Here is a 16,901-nt window from a genome sequence, read left to right as displayed (position 1 = left end):
CGAAATATCTCGCGACGTGGTTCAATCAGCCGACCGATTCGCGGCGCGGTGAGACGGAGGGCGGCAGCGTGTCACAGCCACAGCCACAGCATCCAGCGGGAGCGGGACCGATGGGCGCACCGTCGCGCCAGCCGGTGACGCCGTCGGGCCGCTGGTACGTCTTCGCGGCGCTGCTCGCCGCCGCGGGAATCGTCGGCGGCATCGTCATCGGCATGGTGGGCTTCATGCAGATGTCGGACAAGGTCGACGGCTTCCATCGGATCGAGGTTCCCGGCTCGGCCGATATCCAGCTGAACGAGACCGGCGGCTACACGGTGTATTTCGAGTACCCCGCCGCCTCGTCCCGAGGCCCCGAGGGGAATGTGAACGTCCGACTCTCCGGCCCGGACGGCGAGCCGATCGCGCTGCAGGACTACACCTCGGACCTGACCTACAGCGTCAGCGGGCGCGAAGGGCGGTCCGGGTTCTCGTTCGATGCCACCCGGACCGGCACGTATCACCTTGTGACACAGGGTGATTCCTCGGTCACGGCGGCGGTCGGACGCGGCATCGGCTCCTCCATCGTGACCGCTCTCCTCCTCGGATTCGGTGTCGTGGGGGCCGGGGTGCTCGCGGGTGTCATCATGCTCATCGTCGTTGCGGTCAAACGTGGTTCGAGTAAGCGCAGGCTGGCGGCACAAGGCTGGGGTGCATATCCCGCGGGTCCCCCGCCCGGGTATTCGAGGTAACCGGGCCGCAGAAGTTGAGAGCACAAGGCGGGGCCGCCCGCTCGACATTCCGAACGGACGGCCCAGCCTACCGGGTTCGAACGGCTCACCGACGCCGCTCGCCGGTGTTAGACCAACTCCACTGCGAGCCCTGGCGCTCGGGAACCGATACCGTGGGTACGCCATCGTGGTCGTGAGCATCAGTGTGCATGTACTTCGACCAGTTCGGATCGTGCTGCACCGCAGCGGTATTCGGCCGACCGCCCTTACCCTCGGGCTTGCTGTCCCCGTGCCCCGGCCACCACGCGCGATGCCCGATGAGCGCCGTCACCGCGGAAGTGAAGAACAGTGCCATGACGAAGGCCGCGATCGCGATACCGACCGAGATGGCGAAGCCCATCTCCGACAGCATGGTGTTGCCCGCCAACATCATCGAGGCGAAGGTGCCCGCGAGGATGACACCCGCGGCGACGATCGTCGGGCCGGTGTGCCGCACCGCCAACGCGGCCGCCCGGTGCGGATCGTTGCCCTCGCGCGCCTCCTCGCGCAGCCGGGCCACCATCAGGATGTTGTAGTCGGTGCCGAGCGCGACCACGAACAGGTACATGATCACCGGCAGCGTGAAGATCAGCCCCGGCTCGCCCCGCATGTGCTGGAACACCAGCACCGAGGCGCCCAGCGTCGCGGCGAATCCCAGGAACACCGAGGCCATCAGGTACCACGGCGCGACCAGGCTGCGCAGCAGCAGCGCCAACACGATCATGATCAGGATCGCGGCGACCGGGAACACGACCGTGTAGTCGTGGTTCATCGCATCCTGGAAGTCGACGAAGACCGCGGTCATGCCGCCGACCGCCGCCGTCGTCCCGGGCGGCGCGGCCGCGTGCGCCGCATCGCGCAGCGGCCCCTCGACCGTGTCGATCGCCGCATCGGATTCGGGCGCGGAGGCCAGGGTCACCCGGTAGTCCGCGACCGTACGATCGTGCGACAGAGCGGGTTCCGCGACCTGGCCCACGCCCGGCACCGCGGCGAGCGCGTCCCGATAGGCGCCCAACTGCTCGTCGGTCAGCCCACCCGTCGACCGCAGCATCACATCCGACGGCTGGGTGACACCGGCGGGCATCCCCTTCACCAATTCCTTGTTGTAAACCACGGATTCGGAGGCATTCGAGGTGGACCCGGAGGTGAGGTCGAACGTCGGGCTGAAGCCCACGGCGAACACGCCGAGCACGACCAGCACGCCGCCGGAGACGACCGCGAAGACACCCGGCCGCTTGCCGAGCCCGCGGCCCACCGCGGCGAATCCGGCGCCCTTCGGCTCGGCCCGCCACGCCTTCGACGGCCAGAACACCTTGGTGCCCAACAGCGAAACGATCGCGGGCACCAGGGTCAGGCCGGCCACCAGGGCCACGCCCACGGCGATCGCCAGCGCCGGGCCGAGCGACTTGAACAGGCCGAGCGTCGACAGCGTGAGCGCCATGAACGCGATGATCACCGCGCCCGCCGCGGACGTGATCGCCTCGCCGACCCGGGTCACCGCGCTGACCATCGCGGTCTTGGGATCCTCCCCCGCGCGCAGCCGCTCCCGGTAGCGGAACATCAGGAACAGGATGTAGTCGGTGCCGACGCCGTAGAGCACGACGAGCAGGATCGAGGTCACGGAGCTGTCGACCTTCAGGTCGAAACCCTTACCCACCCAGGCGATCAGGCCGTTGACGACGCCGGTGATCGCGCCGATCACCAGAATCGGCAGCAGCGCGATGACGGGGCTGCGGAAGATCACCAGCAGCAGCACCAGGATCAGCAGGATCGTGGCGATACCGATGATCGCCATGCCCTTCTCCGACGATTCGGTGGCGTCGAGGGTCTGCGCGGCCTGGCCGGTGACGCCGCCCTTCAGCTCCGTGCCGTCGACCTTCGACTTCAGGGCATCACGCAGATCCCGCACCGCGTCGCTCTGGCGGGTGTCGCTCGGCCCGGTGGCCTTGGTCATCTGCACGGCGGCGATCTGGATCAGCCGGTTGTCCGACGGTGGCGCCGCCTGGATACCGGTGACGTTCTCGATGCGCGCCTGGCCCAGCTGTCCCGTGATCGACTCGACCGCGGCGGAATCGGCGGCCGACAGCGGCGCCCCGTCCGCCCGCTCGAAGACGACTATCGCCGCCGGTGCGGAGCTCTGTGGAAATGCCTTCTCCTGCAGTTCCATTGCCTGAATCGACTCGTAATGTGAAGGCAGGAAGTCGGATTGGTCGGTGGTCGAGGCCAGTTTCGGCGCCGTCGCCATGACCGCGATCACGATCAGTACCCACAGGCCGATCGTCTTCCACGGGTTGTGGACGACTACTGCGCCCAGCCGTGCGAACATGTTCAGGGTCCTTTCCGGGAGCGGGCCCGTTCAGATGTCGAGGGTCTCGGCCTGCGGCTGCTCGACCACAGCGGCAACACGGCGAGAGAGCTTGGGGGTGACCACCGCGCGCAGCTCGTCGAGTGAGTCGACGATCTCCACCGTGAAATCACCCCAGTCCTGGTCACCCTTGCCCAGGACGCCGCGCCAGTTCCGCCAGTCGGCGGCCAATTCCGACAGCACCGACAAATCGGACCAGTCCGCCTGCTGGCGGTGGACCACGAACTTGCCCTTGCGGCTGCGGTAGACCCGGACGACCTCCGTCCCGGACTTCCCGACCTCCCGGGCCTCCGCCAGGTAGCGACCGGTGAAGCGCTTGACGCGCAGGCCGCCGGGCCCGTCCTTCAGGCTGATCTCGCCGAACTCGCCGTCTGCCGTGATCACCTGAACCGGATCGGCGGACTGGCCCCGGTCCAGCGTCTCGGCCTGCTGATCGACCGGATGCGACTCGTCGGCCGGATTCTGTGCGCCACTTGCGTCGAAACTCTGCGGATCTGCGTTCATCTGTCCTTCTCCCGTTCATGCATTACTGCACACGTGCGCATTAGACGATCTCTGGCGCACGGCGTCACCCGTTCCGATCGGGTTGCGGTGAGCGCGAACTCGAGCCCACACCCCTCGTCGGACCGGCTCGACACCATCGTGGGGCGCTCAACTCACCACCCGATGGAGACTATACGTAGACGTATACATACAAAGCAAGACCCTTGGTTCCCGGCCGATGTTCGGGGGAACACAGCGCGCCGGCGACGGATGAACGTAGACTGGCGGCGATGTCTCGAAACGATAACGACGCTGTACCGCTTTCCGAGGTCACCGGCTCGCCTCGCCGGTTGCACGCCTACCTGGACGTCGCCGTTGTCGTGGTGGTGCTGGCCTGCACCAACCTGATCGCGCACTTCACCTCGACCTGGGCCAACATCGTGACCGTGCCTATCGCCGCGGTGGTCCTGGTGGCCATGATGCGGCGGCGCGGGCTCGGCTGGTCCGAACTCGGACTCTCACCGCGGCAATGGCGCAAGGGCACGCTGTACTCGGTCGCCGCCGTCGGCGTGGTGCTCGGCGCCGTCGCCATCGGCGCGCTGCTGCCGATTACGCGCCCGTTCTTTCTGGCCGATCGCTACGCCACGATTTCCGGCGCGCTGATCGCCTCCATGATCGTGATCCCTTTGCAGACAGCCATTCCCGAAGAGCTGGCGTTCCGCGGCGTCCTGCACGGGGCCCTCGACCGCGCCTATGGCGCGCGCGGCGTATTCGCCGCCGGGTCACTGCTTTTCGGCCTCTGGCATATCGCCTCGTCGCTGGGCCTGACCAGCAGCAACCGCGGGCTGAGCACATTCCTCGGTGGCGGCCTGGCCGGGCAGATCGGCGGCATCGCGCTCGCCGTCCTCGCGACCGCCGCGGCGGGCGCGGTATTCACCTGGCTGCGGCGGCGCAGCGGCAGCGTGCTCGCGCCGATCGCGCTGCATTGGTCGCTGAACGGGGCGGGCGCCCTGACGGCGGCGATTCTCTGGCATACCGCAATGGGCTGAACCGAACTCATGTTCGGTGTCGCCATTGACCACGGGTAGGTTACGGATTACTCTCACTGCGGTCACACATATGTTCGAGTAATCGGCTGTTGCGGATATTCGGCACCATACCTTCGTCATGGAAGGCTCGCGATGCGCGACGACCAGTCGGCCGGGAATGCAGAGATGTCAGCAGAGATCGCCGCGTTGGCCCAGCGGGTGGCGACCGCGCGTGGCAAGCTTCCGCTGCAGACCGATCCCGCCCTGTTCGACGAGATGTCCGAATCCGAGATCGCCGCCGAACGTGATCTGGCGGAATGGATTCGAGCGCAGCGCCGGCGGCAGCGACGCGGGGCGGTGGCCGCCGAACTGGCCGCGGAGAAGCGCGACCGCCGGGTCGAGCGTGCGCTGCGCCGGGCGGACGACGCGGATGCCCGCTGGCATCGCAAGGCACTCGCCGCGCGGCGCCGGGTCTCGAATCCCGATGCGCGCCTTGCCCAGCTGTACCGTCGCGCCGAATGGTCCTCGCGAGCCCTGATCGGCGTGGTGGTGCTCGGCATGGTGTGGGCGGGCGTCAACGTGCAGCAGAATCTGGTGCCCAGCGGCGACATGTCCGACCCGCTGTACTGGCTCAGCTACGGCTTCGAGGCGATGATCTCCATCCCGATCATCACCATCATGGTGGTGGCGACGACCGCGGCGCGCTGGGGGCGCGAAATCGCCAGGGGCAAGGTGGTTTTCCTGGAGGCGGCGCTGCTGGGCGTCACCATCGCCCTGAACGCGGGGCCACACCTCGCGGGCGGCGCCCCCGCCCGCGCCGCCGAGGCCGCCGTGGCGCCGGTCATGGTGGGCGTCGTGATCTGGCTGCACGCGTGGGTCTCCGCGCGCTACGCACAGCTGATCGACGCGATCCCGGATCACTCCACGGAGCAGCGCCGCACGGTCACCCACCGCATCGTCGACGCCTTCGCCCCGGTCCGCGGGGGGTCGGGCGAATCCCGCCACCTCTCCACGGCTCCCGAACAGTCTTCCGGCCCAATGCTTTCCGAACATCCGGCCGACAGCCGGGGGCGTCGGTCGGAGGCAACCGGGGTCCACCGGCGAGACGAAACCGCCGCTCCCCCCTCCGCAACAGACCATTCCCAGGTCAGCGGACACAACGGCCACGTGTACCCGCCGGACGGCTACCCGGCGGCCCAGCAGCACGGCCTCGGCTATTCGATGCACCCCGAGCACCAGACGTCCTACTCACAGTCGGCGCGAGACATTCGCGGAGACCACACTCACCCCGCAGATATCGCGCCCAGGACCAACGGCCGTAACTATGCTCCCGACGCCGAGACGCACCCCACGCCCGCGCCTTCCCGCAACGGCAACACGCACCCGTCGGCGGCGAACGGCTACCACCATGGCCGTCCGACCGCAGCCCACGCCGATCACGGCGACGGTGATCGCCAGCCAGAGACCCCCGCTACCAACGGTTTCGGCAACCACCCACACGACCTGCCCGCAAAAGACCTCGAGTCCAACGGGTTTCCCACGCCATCCCGCAGCATCGGCAGCAACCGGGTGGATCCACAGCGCGGCACCTCGCCGACAACGGGCGATTCAGGGCGCAACGGCAAGCCTGCGCCCCGGGCCAATGGGCAGCACGCGGACAGCGTTGCCGGGCAATATCTCTCGGACATGCAGTATCGGCTCGGAGAATCAGCAGGCTCGGATACCGAACGGGTGAGCCCACCGGACGACGAGGACAGCCGATCCAACGGCCGCGGGGGCGAGCGCCCCACTCCGGCCACCCCCATGGTGGAACCGGCGGACCCCATCGTCGAGCGGGAGACCGCGCCCGGCGACGACTCCGGTCCAGCGCCCGGCTCCACCGCGGAGCGCACAGACCCCGCCGCCGAGCCGGACACCCATCATTCCGGGCCGAACGGATCGCAGCCCGTCGCCGACGGTGGGACCAGCACAGACCGGCAGCACACAGGCAGCCGCCCCCGCAACCCTGAACCGCAGGGGCGCGACGACTCTCGGCACACCGCGAAGACGACCACGGCCGCGCACCCGTACGCCCGCCGACCCGCCGCGGTTCCCGAGTCGGCCGAGCCCGCGACGCCGACCGACACGGATCGGCCAGCGCCTACTCCCGACGTCTCCAAGTACCGGCGTCCCTACGCGGTGGTCGAGACCGAACCCGAAGCGGCCGAACCGGACTCGGGCGAGGTCCGGGCGAGCGCCGCCGACCTGGCCGCCGAGATAGACAACGTCGGGGTGTGGGCGGTGGCGCGCGAGATCTCCGAGCGCCGCCTGTCCAAACTTCCGGTGGAGCAACTCGCCGAGATACTCACCCTCGCCGACGAATCCTGGACCCCCGCCGCCATCGGCTCCTCCATCGGCCTACCCGGCTCCCGCATCCTCGGCATCCTCGAAGCCGCCCGCCGCATCCGCCTCCCCTACGCCATCAGCGGGTGACATTCGACCTAGGTTGGGCTTGCGGCATTGTTGCCAACGCCACAATCCAGGGCCGGACATACCGTGCGGCCCTGATCTCCCGTCAGCCACAACCGGAGCTATTGTTCGGCGAAGGCGAGTGGGCAGGCTCTCTCGATGCCCGCGCCTTCGCCAGGCGACATCGACCGATATCTCGTTGCGGCTGCCGTCTGATGGTGCTGACATGAGAGGACATGGCATCCGCATCCTTGGGTGAACTGGGGTTCATATGGATATCACCACGCTGGAACGGCTCTGCTGGACCTGGGGCGAGCGGGTGGCGGAACTGACGCCCGCGCAGTGGGCGACGCGCACGCGGCTTCCGGAATGGACGGTGCAGGATCTCGTCGCCCACATGGCGCCGGACAAGCAGGTACTGGACTTCCTGCGCGGGGAGCGGGTGGACTCACCCGCGGTGACCAGCGGCGCACAGTGGCTCCGGATCTTCAACGAACCGGGCGGGGCGGCGCACACACTGGCCGACGACGTCGCCGAGCAGGCGCAGCAGACCTCGGCGGTCGGCCCCGAGACGCTGGTCCGGCATTTCGCCGACGACGGCCCGGCGATGCTCGCGGAGCTGCGCGGGGCCGATCCCGCCGCCGGGCTGGTCCATCCGATCCTCGGCACCGTCAGCTTCCAGGCGCTGGCCGACACCATGATCGTGGAGGCCACCACGCACCTGCTCGACCTGGTCGACGCGATCGGAGGCGACCCGCCGCCGCGGGTTGGGCTGCGACGCACAGTCGAAATACTTTCCGCGATACCGGATCCGGTCGCCTTCATCGAAGCCGCCACGGGGCGTTCACATGCCCCGGTGCTGCCCGTTATGCGTTGACGGCCCTACTCGGAATCCCGTGCGGGACCGGCGACTCCGACCGCCTCCGCCCCCTCGCGGGCCGAAATACCCTCATGCTCCGGGCGAATGGTGACATCCGCGGCGCCACTGCGAGCCGAGGTCGTACCGGCCCGGGTCCACGGCGTCGGGGAAGACTCCGGCGGCGCAGCACCGTCATTCGTCGCGACGGTGGCGTCATCCCCTGCGGCAGCGGGCCTCTCGCCACCGTCCGACTGCTCGGCGCCTGCGGCCTGTTCGGCCATTTCGTCCAGTGCGGCGAGGCGTAGTCGTTCGGTCACCTCGTTGAAGATGTAGAAATTTGGGATGGTTTCGACCGCGACGAGCGAAACCCATTGGCCTGCGGCCTTGATGCAGACCAGGCCGTGGTGCGCCTCGATTCGCTGGATGTGCTCCCACGGATACGAGGTCTCGGCGAAGGTGAGGCAGTTCAGATCCACCGTGATGTCGCCGAAGCTAATCGTTTGCTCACCATCGATGGCGGCGACCACATGCGGCAATTGCGTTGCCGTAACCGCGGATTGGATCGCCGGGCCCCATTCCTTGGCGCCGTCGAAGATCGACTCGTCGAAGGCGGCGGTACTGTTTCCGGGGCCCGTCAGTGTGAACGAGTAGTCGGTCGCCGCGGCGGCCGCGTTGTGGAACGGAATGACCTGCTGCCGGACCTCGAGGGTATCCCAGCGAAACGCCACGATCTTCTCGACCCCGCGGTACACGGTCATGCCGTAATCGAACAGATCCAGTCGCGCCCTGCGGCTACCGCGGTTGCGGCGACCGCGCAGGAATGCGACCGCGGCGGGCACCAGCGCCAGCGCGCCGACCGCCCCGCTGCCCACGAGTGATCCGGCGGCCGCGCAGAGCCCGCCCACGACGACCAGCCCGCCCGCCACCAGCGCGCAGCCGCGCACCACGGTGTCTCCACTCATCGGCGGCGGCAGAAACGTCTGGCGGTGTTCGCCCAGCTTGTCGTGCTCGGCCATGAGGTAGATCAGCTGCGACAGGGGTACCGTTCGCCGACCTGCGGTTCCCCCGGTCTCGCGCTCCTGCGTACTCGGGGTGGTCAATTGTCCCTCCAACGGACGGTTGGTTCCGCGCGGATCGTATTCGACTCGACGGAATCCCGCCACTACTCCACGCGGTTCGGTGGCAACCAATAATGCGCGGCTTCGGATTTCGATCACTTACCGAGGGCGAGGTTTCCTGTCCGCCATCAGCTCTCACAAGCGAGTTCAATCCTTCAGCACTATTGAAGGTTGGCGGCTACTCCGCTGACCTTTGGGGCGACATGAGCGAGTCTACTACTACACGTAATAAATTCGGGTCGAGCTTGGGATCGGTCTCGCGGCGGTCGGCGCCGTCGCGGGGCGTGTCACGGCCCCGCAACGCTCGTCCCCACCTCGAATACCGGGGGCGTTCCACGGAATTCATCAGGGCGGGCATCGCCACGACGGCGCAATCGCAGGCCCTGGTCCTCGCTTGCTGCGATATCGCGCGGCCCGACCGCGCCGCGCTGCGGGATCTGCTGGCGGCCTGGACAAATCACCGCGGCGGCACTCGCGATAGACGACAAGGTGCCCGAATAACCAGGTGTACCAGCCGGATTCAGCACACACACCAACCTCGAACTCTGGCCACCCACAACGCATTACGGAGGAATTCATGACCGACCAAGGCGTCACATTCATCAACGCGATCGAACCGCCCGCCGAGCAGGTCGACGAGTTCATCGAACAGTGGCGCGAGCGCGTGGCCCTGATACGCACCGCCCCAGCTCCCGTGACGTCCGCCCGCACCTCATGCCCATCTGGGTGAAGTCCCAAAGAATCTCGACATCGGAACGAAGCGCTTCGGGCAACAGCGCGGCGACACCGAGCCATCGGGCCAGACGGGCGCTCTTGCTGGGCGGGTCTGCCCGGTACCCCGGTATGGCAAACGGTGAACAGTATGGCTCCCGAGGCTGAGGTGTGTTTGGTCGGAGCCTCCTAGCGTAGGTTCGGCCACGCTATCGAAGGGACGGAAATGCGCAGGTATACCTACATCTTCGGTGCGCTCTGCGCCACGACTGCCTTGACCTTGTGTTCGTGCGGAGTGGGGGATCGCGCGGATGCCGAGGACCAGCCGAGCTATGTCGAGGTACGAAACGTGCTGCACCGGTTGACCACCGCCGACGGCGCACCGGGGGCGCTGTTGGAGGTGCGCGACGCACAGGGGCGACGGACCGTGCTGACGAGTGGTGTCGCGGATATCGAGACCCGCGCGCCGATGTCCGGCGACGAGCGGTTCCGCATCGGCAGCATGACCAAGACGTTCACCGCGACCGTGGTGCTGCAGCTCGTGGGCGAGCAGCGGGTGGCACTCGACGCGCCGGTCGAGCAGTACCTGCCCGGAACGATTCGGGGCAACGGCAACGACGGGCACGACATCTCGGTGCGGCAGCTGTTGCAGCAGACCAGCGGGCTGCCCGACTACCTGGACTATCTGCCCCTAGAGCAGGTCCTGAGTAATCCACTCGTCCACCATGATCCACTGGAACTGCTGAACCTGGCGCTGGCCCACCCGCGGCAGTTTCCGCCGGGAACCGCCTGGCAGTACTCCAATACGAATTATCTGCTGGCCGGAATGCTCATCGAGAAGGTCACCGGCCGGCCGTACGAGGAGGCGATCGAGCAGCGTATTGTCCGGCCGCTCGGCCTGCGCGGTACCTCGGTTCCCGGAGACGAACCGAGCATCCCGGGCGATCACCCGCAGGGCTACGGTCGGCAGGGCGAGTCCGGGCCCATCGACCTGACCGAGTTCAACCCGTCGATCGCGGTCTTCGGCGGGGGGATCATCTCCAGCGCCGCGGATCTGAACCGGTTCCTCGACGCCTTGGTGAACGGCGGCCTACTGCGCGCACCCGAACTCCGGGAGATGATGGCAACCCGGCCGACCGGCAATTCGCACAGCGATGCCTACGGGCTGGGCCTGCAGAGCACGCCGCTGCCCTGCGGCGGCCTGCACTGGGGCCACGACGGCGGTATCCCGGGCTACCAGACGATGGGCGCGACCACGACCGACGGCCGCAGCGCGACGATCATGGTCAACCTCCACCCCGGCGAGACCGACGCCCAGAACGCGGATATCCGCACCGCCCTCGCTACCGCGCTGTGTACGAACGACCCGGCGACACCGGCGCCCTGAACACGACGAAGGCCCGCTTCCCAATCAGGAAGCGGGCCTTCGCTTTACAGACCTCAGCCGAGGCGGAGCAGGCTTACTTGGCCTTCTCCAGGACCTCCACCAGCCGCCACCGCTTGGTGGCGGACAGGGGGCGGGTCTCCATCAGCTGGACGCGGTCGCCGACGCCGGCGACCTCGTTCTCGTCGTGCGCCTTCACCTTCGAGGTGGTGCGGATGATCTTGCCGTACAGGGGGTGCCGGTTACGGTCCTCCAGTTCGACGACGATCGTCTTGTTCATCTTGTCGGAGACGACGTAGCCGACGCGAACCTTGCGGCTGCCACGATTCTCCTCCTTGGCCGGCGTCTTGGCCGGGCCTTTAACGTCGCTCATGCGGCGTCTCCCTTGCCTTCAGGACCGGAGGCCAGGCCGAGCTCGCGCTCACGCATGACCGTGTAGATGCGCGCGATCTCGTGACGGACCACGCGCAGGCGCCGGTTGTTCTGCAACTGGCCGGTCGCCATCTGGAAGCGCAGGTTGAACAGCTCTTCCTTGGACTCGCGCAGTTTCGCGACGAGCGCGTCGTTGTCGAGCTCGCGGAGCTCTGCGGCCGGGTTGGCGGTAGCCATCAGAACTGCTCCTCCCTGGTCACGATCCTGCACTTCATCGGGAGCTTGTGCATCGCGCGGCGCAGCGCCTCGCGAGCGGTCTCCTCGTTCGGGTACGACATCTCGAACATGACCCGGCCGGGCTTCACGTTCGCGACCCACCACTCGGGCGAACCCTTACCGGAACCCATGCGGGTCTCGGCGGGCTTCTTGGTCAGCGGGCGATCCGGGTAGATGTTGATCCAGATCTTGCCGCCACGCTTGATGTGGCGGGTCATCGCGATACGCGCCGACTCGATCTGCCGGTTGGTGACGTAGGCCGGCTCCAGAGCCTGGATGCCGAACTCGCCGAACGCCACCGAGGTGCCGCCCTTGGCCATACCGGACCGCTTGGGGTGATGCTGCTTGCGGTGCTTGACCTTGCGAGGCATCAGCATTGGTCAGCCCTCCTTGGACTCTGCCGGAGCGTCGGCCACCGCTGTCGCGGCACCCGCACGCCCGGCCTCAGTGCTGGTCGCGGTGGTACCGGACGAACCGGACCGCCGCGGACGGCTCGGCCGCTCACGACGCTCGCGACGCTCACCGGCCGGCGCGGCTGTGACCTCGCGCTTGCCGCCGACGATGTCGCCCTTGTAGATCCAGACCTTCACGCCGATGCGGCCGAAGGTGGTCTTCGCTTCGTACAGGCCGTAATCGATGTCGGCGCGCAGCGTGTGCAGCGGCACCCGACCCTCCCGGTAGAACTCCGAGCGCGACATCTCGGCGCCACCGAGGCGGCCCGAGCACTGCACGCGGATGCCCTTGACGTTCGGCGAACGCATGGCCGACTGGATGGCCTTGCGCATCGCGCGACGGAACGCCACACGGTTCGACAGCTGCTCGGCCACGCCTTGGGCAACCAGCTGCGCATCCGACTCGGGGTTCTTGACCTCGAGGATGTTCAGCTGCACCTGCTTCTTGGTGAGCTTCTCCAGCTCGGCGCGGATGCGGTCGGCCTCGGCGCCGCGACGACCGATCACGATGCCCGGACGCGCGGTGTGGATATCCACCCGGACGCGATCACGAGTGCGCTCGATCTCGACCTTCGAGATGCCCGCCCGCTCCATGCCGGTCGACAGCAGCTTGCGGATCGCGACGTCTTCCTTGACGTAGTCCTTGTACTGCTTGTCGGCGTACCAGCGGGACTTCCAGTCGGTGGTGATACCGAGGCGGAAGCCATGGGGATTGATCTTCTGTCCCATTTACTTAGCCCCTCCCTTCCGGCGGCTGCGAGCCGGGGCGGCGCTGGCGACGCTCTCGACCTCGATGGTGATGTGGCTGGTGCGCTTGCGAATCCGGAACGCGCGACCCTGGGCCCGCGGCTGGAAACGCTTCATGGTCGCACCCTCGTCGACATAGGCCGTCGAGATGACCAGGGTGTCCGGGTTCAGGCCGAGGTTGTTCTCGGCGTTCGCCGCGGCGCTGGCCACGACCTTGGCGACCGGCTCGCTCGCGGCCTGCGGCGCGAACCGCAGGATGTTCAGCGCATCCTCGACCCGCTTGCCGCGGACCAGGTCCACGACCCGGCGGGCCTTCATCGGCGTCACGCGGACGAACTTGGCGGTCGCGCGCGCGGTCGGGTTCTGAGTTTCAGTGCTCATCGCCGCTTGCTCTTCCGATCTTCCTTGACGTGGCTCTTGAAGGTCCTGGTCGGCGCGAACTCACCGAGCTTGTGCCCGACCATGTTCTCCGACACGAACACCGGCACGTGCTTGCGGCCGTCGTGGACGGCGAAGGTGTGGCCGATGAAATCGGGGATGATGGTCGAACGACGCGACCAGGTCTTGATGACCTGCTTGGTGTTCTTCTCGTTCTGGACGTCCACCTTCTTGAGGAGGTGTTCGTCGACGAACGGGCCCTTCTTCAGGCTGCGTGGCATGTCTTAACCTCCTCTTCAGCGCTTCTTGCCGCGACGGCGGACGATGAGCTTGTCGCTCGGACGGTTGGGTTTACGGGTGCGGCCCTCGGGCTGACCCCACGGGCTGACCGGGTGGCGACCACCGGAGGTCTTGCCCTCACCACCACCATGCGGGTGGTCGACGGGGTTCATCACGACACCGCGGACGGTGGGGCGACGGCCCTTCCAGCGCATGCGCCCGGCCTTGCCCCAGTTGATGTTCGACTGCTCGGCGTTGCCGACCTCGCCGACGGTGGCGCGGCAGCGCACGTCGACGCGGCGGATCTCGCCGGAGGGCATACGCAGGACGGCGTAGGCGCCTTCCTTACCCAGCAGCTGGATGCTCATACCCGCGGCACGGGCCATCTTGGCGCCTCCGCCCGGACGCAGTTCCACCGCGTGGATGGTGGTACCGGTCGGGATCGAGCGCAGCGGCAGGTTGTTGCCCGCCTTGATGTCGGCGCCGGGGCCGGACTCGATCTTCGTGCCCTGGGTGACGTTCTTGGGCGCGAGGATGTAGCGCTTCTCGCCGTCCGCGTAGTGCAGCAGGGCGATGTTCGCGGTCCGGTTGGGGTCGTACTCGATGTGCGCGACCTTGGCCGGGATCCCGTCCTTGTCCAGGCGACGGAAGTCGATGATGCGGTAGGCACGCTTGTGACCGCCACCGCGGTGGCGAGTCGTGATGCGGCCGTGCGCGTTACGTCCGCCGGACTTGGACAGCGGGCGCAGCAGCGACTTCTCGGGTGTCGAGCGGGTGATCTCGGCGAAGTCGGAAACCGACGACCCACGCCGTCCCGGCGTAGTCGGCTTGTACTTACGGATAGCCATGAGTTCTTCTCTGCTTTCTGGAATCCCCGCCGCTTACGCGACCGGGCCTCCGAAGATCTCGATGGGCTTGCTGTCGGCCGAGAGGGTCACGAGCGCGCGCTTGGTGCTCTTGCGCTGTCCGTAACCGGCGCGGGTCCGCTTGCGCTTGCCCTGACGGTTGGCGGTGTTGACGCTGGTCACCTTCACGCCGAAGACCTTCTGCACGGCGATCTTGATCTGCGTCTTGTTCGCGTCCGGATGCACCAGGAAGGTGTAGGTGCCCTCCTCGATCAGCCCGTAGGACTTCTCGGAGATGACCGGCGCGAGCAGGATGTCGCGGGGATCGGCGATGGTGGTCACTTGCTGTCCTCCTGTGCAGCCTCAGCGGGCCCGTGCACGAAGGCGTTCAGGGCCTCCACGCTGAACACGATGTCGTCGCTGTTCAGCACGTCGCGGGTGTTGAGCTGGTCCGGCGCGATCGGGTGCACGTTCTGCAGGTTCGCGACGCTCTTCCACGCGGTGAGATCCTCGCGGCCCACCACGACCAGCAGCTTCTTGCGGTCGGTCAGCTCGGCCAGGAAGCTCTTGGCGCTCTTGGTCGAAGGCGTCTGTCCCGCGACCAGTTCGGTGACGACGTGGATCCGCTCGCTGCGCGCGCGGTCCGACAGTGCGCCACGCAGGGCGGCGGCCTTCATCTTCTTCGGCAGGCGCTGCGAGTAGTCGCGCGGCTGCGGGCCGTGCACGGTGCCACCGCCGGCGAACTGCGGGGCGCGGGTCGAACCCTGGCGGGCGCGGCCGGTGCCCTTCTGGCGATAGGGCTTCTTGCCACCGCCACGGACGTCGCCGCGGGTCTTGGTGGCGTGCGTGCCCTGGCGCGCGGCGGCCTCCTGGGCCACGACGGCCTGGTGCATCAGCGCGATGTTCGCGGTCACGTCGAAGATCTCCGCGGGGAGTTCGACGGTGCCGTTGGTCTTGCCGCCCGGCTCTTTCACCGGCAGCGTCAGATTGGTCTTGGTTTCGGTGCTCACGCGCGTGCACCACCCTTCACTGCGCTCTTGACGATCACGATGCCGCCCTTGCGGCCCGGGATCGCGCCCTTGATCAGCAGCAGACCGTTCTCGGCGTCCACCTTGTGGACCGAGAGGTTCTGCGTGGTGACGCGGTCGTTGCCCATCCGGCCCGACATCCGCATGCCCTTGAACACGCGGCCCGGGGTGGCGCAACCACCGATCGAGCCCGGACGGCGGTGCACGGCCTGCGCACCGTGCGAGGCGCCCTGGCCACGGAAGCCGTGGCGCTTCATGGTGCCCGCGAAGCCCTTGCCCTTGCTGGTGCCGGTCACGTCGACGTAGGTGCCCTCTTCGAACACGTCGGCGGAGAGTTCCTGGCCGACCTCGAAGGTCGAGGCGTCGGCGACGCGGATCTCCACGACGTGGCGGCGCGGGGTGACACCGGCCTTGGCGAACTGCCCGGCGACGGGCTTGATCACCTTGCGCGGGTCGATGGCGCCGAAGGCGAGCTGCACGGCGCTGTAGCCGTCGCGCTCCTCGGTGCGAATCTGGGTCACGACGTTCGGCCCGGCCTTGACGACGGTCACGGGAACGACGCGGTTCTTCTCGTCGAAGACCTGGGTCATACCCAGCTTGGTGCCCAGGATTCCGGCCGCAGGCCTGTTCTTGTTGTCAGTCATATCTGCAGTCCCCGTCACTGAATGTTGACGTCGACGCTGGCCGGGAGGTCGATGCGCATGAGCGCGTCAACCGTCTTCGGCGTCGGGTCGAGGATGTCGATCAGCCGCTTGTGCGTGCGCATCTCGAAGTGTTCGCGCGAGTCCTTGTACTTGTGCGGCGAACGGATGACGCAGTACACGTTCTTCTCGGTCGGCAACGGCACCGGCCCGACGACACGGGCACCGGTGCGGGTCACCGTCTCGACGATCTTGCGCGCAGAGGCGTCGATCGCCTCATGGTCGTAGGCCTTGAGCCTGATGCGGATCTTTTGTCCCGCCACGCTGAGTGTCCTTTTCTCCGCTTGCGTTGTGTTCCGGAAGTCGCCTCCCGAAGCACCCTCATTTGCATGCCCGAACCTGAGAAGTCACAGCTGACGCATCCGTCTAGACCACGACCGGGGCTGACCCGATCCCTCGCCGCTGTTCATCTGTCATGGTTCTTCCGGTCCACGCGGTCGGGCGTGTCGCACGTCCGCTCATTCGTCGGCCCGGGAAATATCTTCCTTATGAGCCTCGGAACGTTCGTCCCGGACGTATCCACGCCGGACTCGACGGGATACTTGGTGGGTACTGCTCACCCGACACCTTCGAGCCGCATATCCACAGGACATACGCCACCCGGAGCAGGCAACCCGAACAGTATGCATGAGCCGCCGACGCGACTTCAAATCGGGGTCCCTGTGATCCTCCCGACCCCGG

The 16,901-nt window shown here is 67.4% G+C and carries 20 protein-coding genes; 6 read left to right on the top strand and 14 right to left on the bottom strand.

The genetic code is table 11. From position 1 onward, the window contains the following. Nucleotides 1–110 precede the first annotated feature (110 nt). Nucleotides 111–728 carry a hypothetical protein gene (locus ACYVLQ_RS03500; protein ID WP_460695900.1) on the top strand — a complete coding sequence of 206 codons (618 nt, stop codon included), beginning with the start codon at nucleotides 111–113 and terminating at the stop codon, nucleotides 726–728. Between the two features lie 85 nt (nucleotides 729–813). Here ACYVLQ_RS03500 and ACYVLQ_RS03495 read toward each other — a convergent pair whose 3' ends face one another. Continuing rightward, nucleotides 814–3,072, bottom strand: coding sequence for an MMPL family transporter (locus ACYVLQ_RS03495; RefSeq protein ID WP_460695899.1), 2,259 nt, complete (start codon nucleotides 3,070–3,072; stop codon nucleotides 814–816). A 30-nt stretch (nucleotides 3,073–3,102) separates the two neighbouring features. Then, the gene (locus tag ACYVLQ_RS03490) at nucleotides 3,103–3,615 is read right to left on the bottom strand and encodes an EXLDI protein (protein WP_460695898.1); all 513 of its coding nucleotides are present in this window, start codon (nucleotides 3,613–3,615) and stop codon (nucleotides 3,103–3,105) included. A 269-nt stretch (nucleotides 3,616–3,884) separates the two neighbouring features. Here ACYVLQ_RS03490 and ACYVLQ_RS03485 point away from each other — a divergent pair, with 269 nt between their 5' ends. The 3 genes from ACYVLQ_RS03485 to ACYVLQ_RS03475 all read left to right on the top strand — a co-directional run bounded on the left by ACYVLQ_RS03485 (nucleotide 3,885) and on the right by ACYVLQ_RS03475 (nucleotide 7,947). Continuing rightward, entirely contained in the window at nucleotides 3,885–4,643 is a 759-nt protein-coding gene (locus ACYVLQ_RS03485; protein ID WP_460695897.1) for a lysostaphin resistance A-like protein, read from the top strand. Nucleotides 4,644–4,808: 165 nt separating this feature from the next. Beyond that, nucleotides 4,809–7,094 carry a hypothetical protein gene (locus ACYVLQ_RS03480; protein WP_460695896.1) on the top strand — a complete coding sequence of 762 codons (2,286 nt, stop codon included), beginning with the start codon at nucleotides 4,809–4,811 and terminating at the stop codon, nucleotides 7,092–7,094. A gap of 247 nt (nucleotides 7,095–7,341) precedes the next feature. Further along, on the top strand, nucleotides 7,342–7,947 hold the full coding sequence (locus tag ACYVLQ_RS03475) for a maleylpyruvate isomerase N-terminal domain-containing protein (RefSeq protein WP_460695895.1): 606 nt from the start codon (nucleotides 7,342–7,344) through the stop codon (nucleotides 7,945–7,947). 5 nt (nucleotides 7,948–7,952) lie between these two features. Here the strand turns inward: ACYVLQ_RS03475 and ACYVLQ_RS03470 are convergent, their stop codons facing one another. Next, nucleotides 7,953–9,029: a DUF6585 family protein gene (locus tag ACYVLQ_RS03470; RefSeq protein WP_460695894.1), complete on the bottom strand. Its 1,077-nt coding sequence runs from the start codon at nucleotides 9,027–9,029 to the stop codon at nucleotides 7,953–7,955. Nucleotides 9,030–9,624: 595 nt separating this feature from the next. Here ACYVLQ_RS03470 and ACYVLQ_RS03465 point away from each other — a divergent pair. Both ACYVLQ_RS03465 and ACYVLQ_RS03460 read left to right on the top strand, forming a co-directional pair. Then, nucleotides 9,625–9,777, top strand: a complete 153-nt coding sequence (locus tag ACYVLQ_RS03465) for a hypothetical protein (protein WP_460695893.1) — start codon at nucleotides 9,625–9,627, stop codon at nucleotides 9,775–9,777. 276 nt (nucleotides 9,778–10,053) lie between these two features. Next, nucleotides 10,054–11,145, top strand: a complete 1,092-nt coding sequence (locus ACYVLQ_RS03460; RefSeq protein WP_460695892.1) for a serine hydrolase domain-containing protein — start codon at nucleotides 10,054–10,056, stop codon at nucleotides 11,143–11,145. Nucleotides 11,146–11,218: 73 nt separating this feature from the next. Here ACYVLQ_RS03460 and rpsQ read toward each other — a convergent pair whose 3' ends face one another. The 11 genes from rpsQ to rpsJ are packed head-to-tail and all read right to left on the bottom strand — an operon-like array spanning nucleotide 11,219 to nucleotide 16,483. Continuing rightward, the gene (gene rpsQ, locus ACYVLQ_RS03455; protein ID WP_460695891.1) at nucleotides 11,219–11,515 is read right to left on the bottom strand and encodes a 30S ribosomal protein S17; all 297 of its coding nucleotides are present in this window, start codon (nucleotides 11,513–11,515) and stop codon (nucleotides 11,219–11,221) included. Continuing rightward, nucleotides 11,512–11,751, bottom strand: a complete 240-nt coding sequence (gene rpmC, locus ACYVLQ_RS03450) for a 50S ribosomal protein L29 (protein ID WP_040855205.1) — start codon at nucleotides 11,749–11,751, stop codon at nucleotides 11,512–11,514. The genes rpsQ and rpmC overlap by 4 nt, the downstream gene beginning before the upstream one ends. Then, entirely contained in the window at nucleotides 11,751–12,167 is a 417-nt protein-coding gene (gene rplP / locus ACYVLQ_RS03445) for a 50S ribosomal protein L16 (RefSeq protein ID WP_068020538.1), read from the bottom strand. The genes rpmC and rplP overlap by 1 nt, the downstream gene beginning before the upstream one ends. Nucleotides 12,168–12,170: 3 nt before the next feature. Next, the gene (rpsC, locus tag ACYVLQ_RS03440) at nucleotides 12,171–12,971 is read right to left on the bottom strand and encodes a 30S ribosomal protein S3 (RefSeq protein ID WP_280267712.1); all 801 of its coding nucleotides are present in this window, start codon (nucleotides 12,969–12,971) and stop codon (nucleotides 12,171–12,173) included. Further along, a complete protein-coding gene (gene rplV, locus ACYVLQ_RS03435; RefSeq protein WP_040745656.1) occupies nucleotides 12,972–13,370 on the bottom strand; it encodes a 50S ribosomal protein L22 in 399 nt (132 codons plus the stop codon). Further along, complete coding sequence (gene rpsS, locus ACYVLQ_RS03430; RefSeq protein ID WP_024800475.1) at nucleotides 13,367–13,648, bottom strand: 30S ribosomal protein S19; 282 nt, start codon at nucleotides 13,646–13,648, stop codon at nucleotides 13,367–13,369. The genes rplV and rpsS overlap by 4 nt, the downstream gene beginning before the upstream one ends. A 15-nt stretch (nucleotides 13,649–13,663) precedes the next feature. Continuing rightward, nucleotides 13,664–14,494, bottom strand: coding sequence for a 50S ribosomal protein L2 (gene rplB / locus ACYVLQ_RS03425; protein ID WP_068020529.1), 831 nt, complete (start codon nucleotides 14,492–14,494; stop codon nucleotides 13,664–13,666). A 33-nt stretch (nucleotides 14,495–14,527) separates the two neighbouring features. Beyond that, entirely contained in the window at nucleotides 14,528–14,833 is a 306-nt protein-coding gene (rplW, locus tag ACYVLQ_RS03420) for a 50S ribosomal protein L23 (protein WP_068020527.1), read from the bottom strand. After that, nucleotides 14,830–15,501, bottom strand: coding sequence for a 50S ribosomal protein L4 (rplD, locus tag ACYVLQ_RS03415; protein ID WP_460695890.1), 672 nt, complete (start codon nucleotides 15,499–15,501; stop codon nucleotides 14,830–14,832). The genes rplW and rplD overlap by 4 nt, the downstream gene beginning before the upstream one ends. Then, nucleotides 15,498–16,163, bottom strand: coding sequence for a 50S ribosomal protein L3 (gene rplC / locus ACYVLQ_RS03410; RefSeq protein ID WP_460695889.1), 666 nt, complete (start codon nucleotides 16,161–16,163; stop codon nucleotides 15,498–15,500). The genes rplD and rplC overlap by 4 nt, the downstream gene beginning before the upstream one ends. Nucleotides 16,164–16,177: 14 nt before the next feature. After that, nucleotides 16,178–16,483, bottom strand: coding sequence for a 30S ribosomal protein S10 (rpsJ, locus tag ACYVLQ_RS03405; protein WP_003938093.1), 306 nt, complete (start codon nucleotides 16,481–16,483; stop codon nucleotides 16,178–16,180). Between the last annotated feature and the right edge of the window lie 418 nt (nucleotides 16,484–16,901).

This window comes from Nocardia thraciensis (assembly GCF_054782435.1).
Note: the sequence above shows the minus strand (reverse complement) of the source record. Positions and strands in the feature narration are given on the sequence as shown.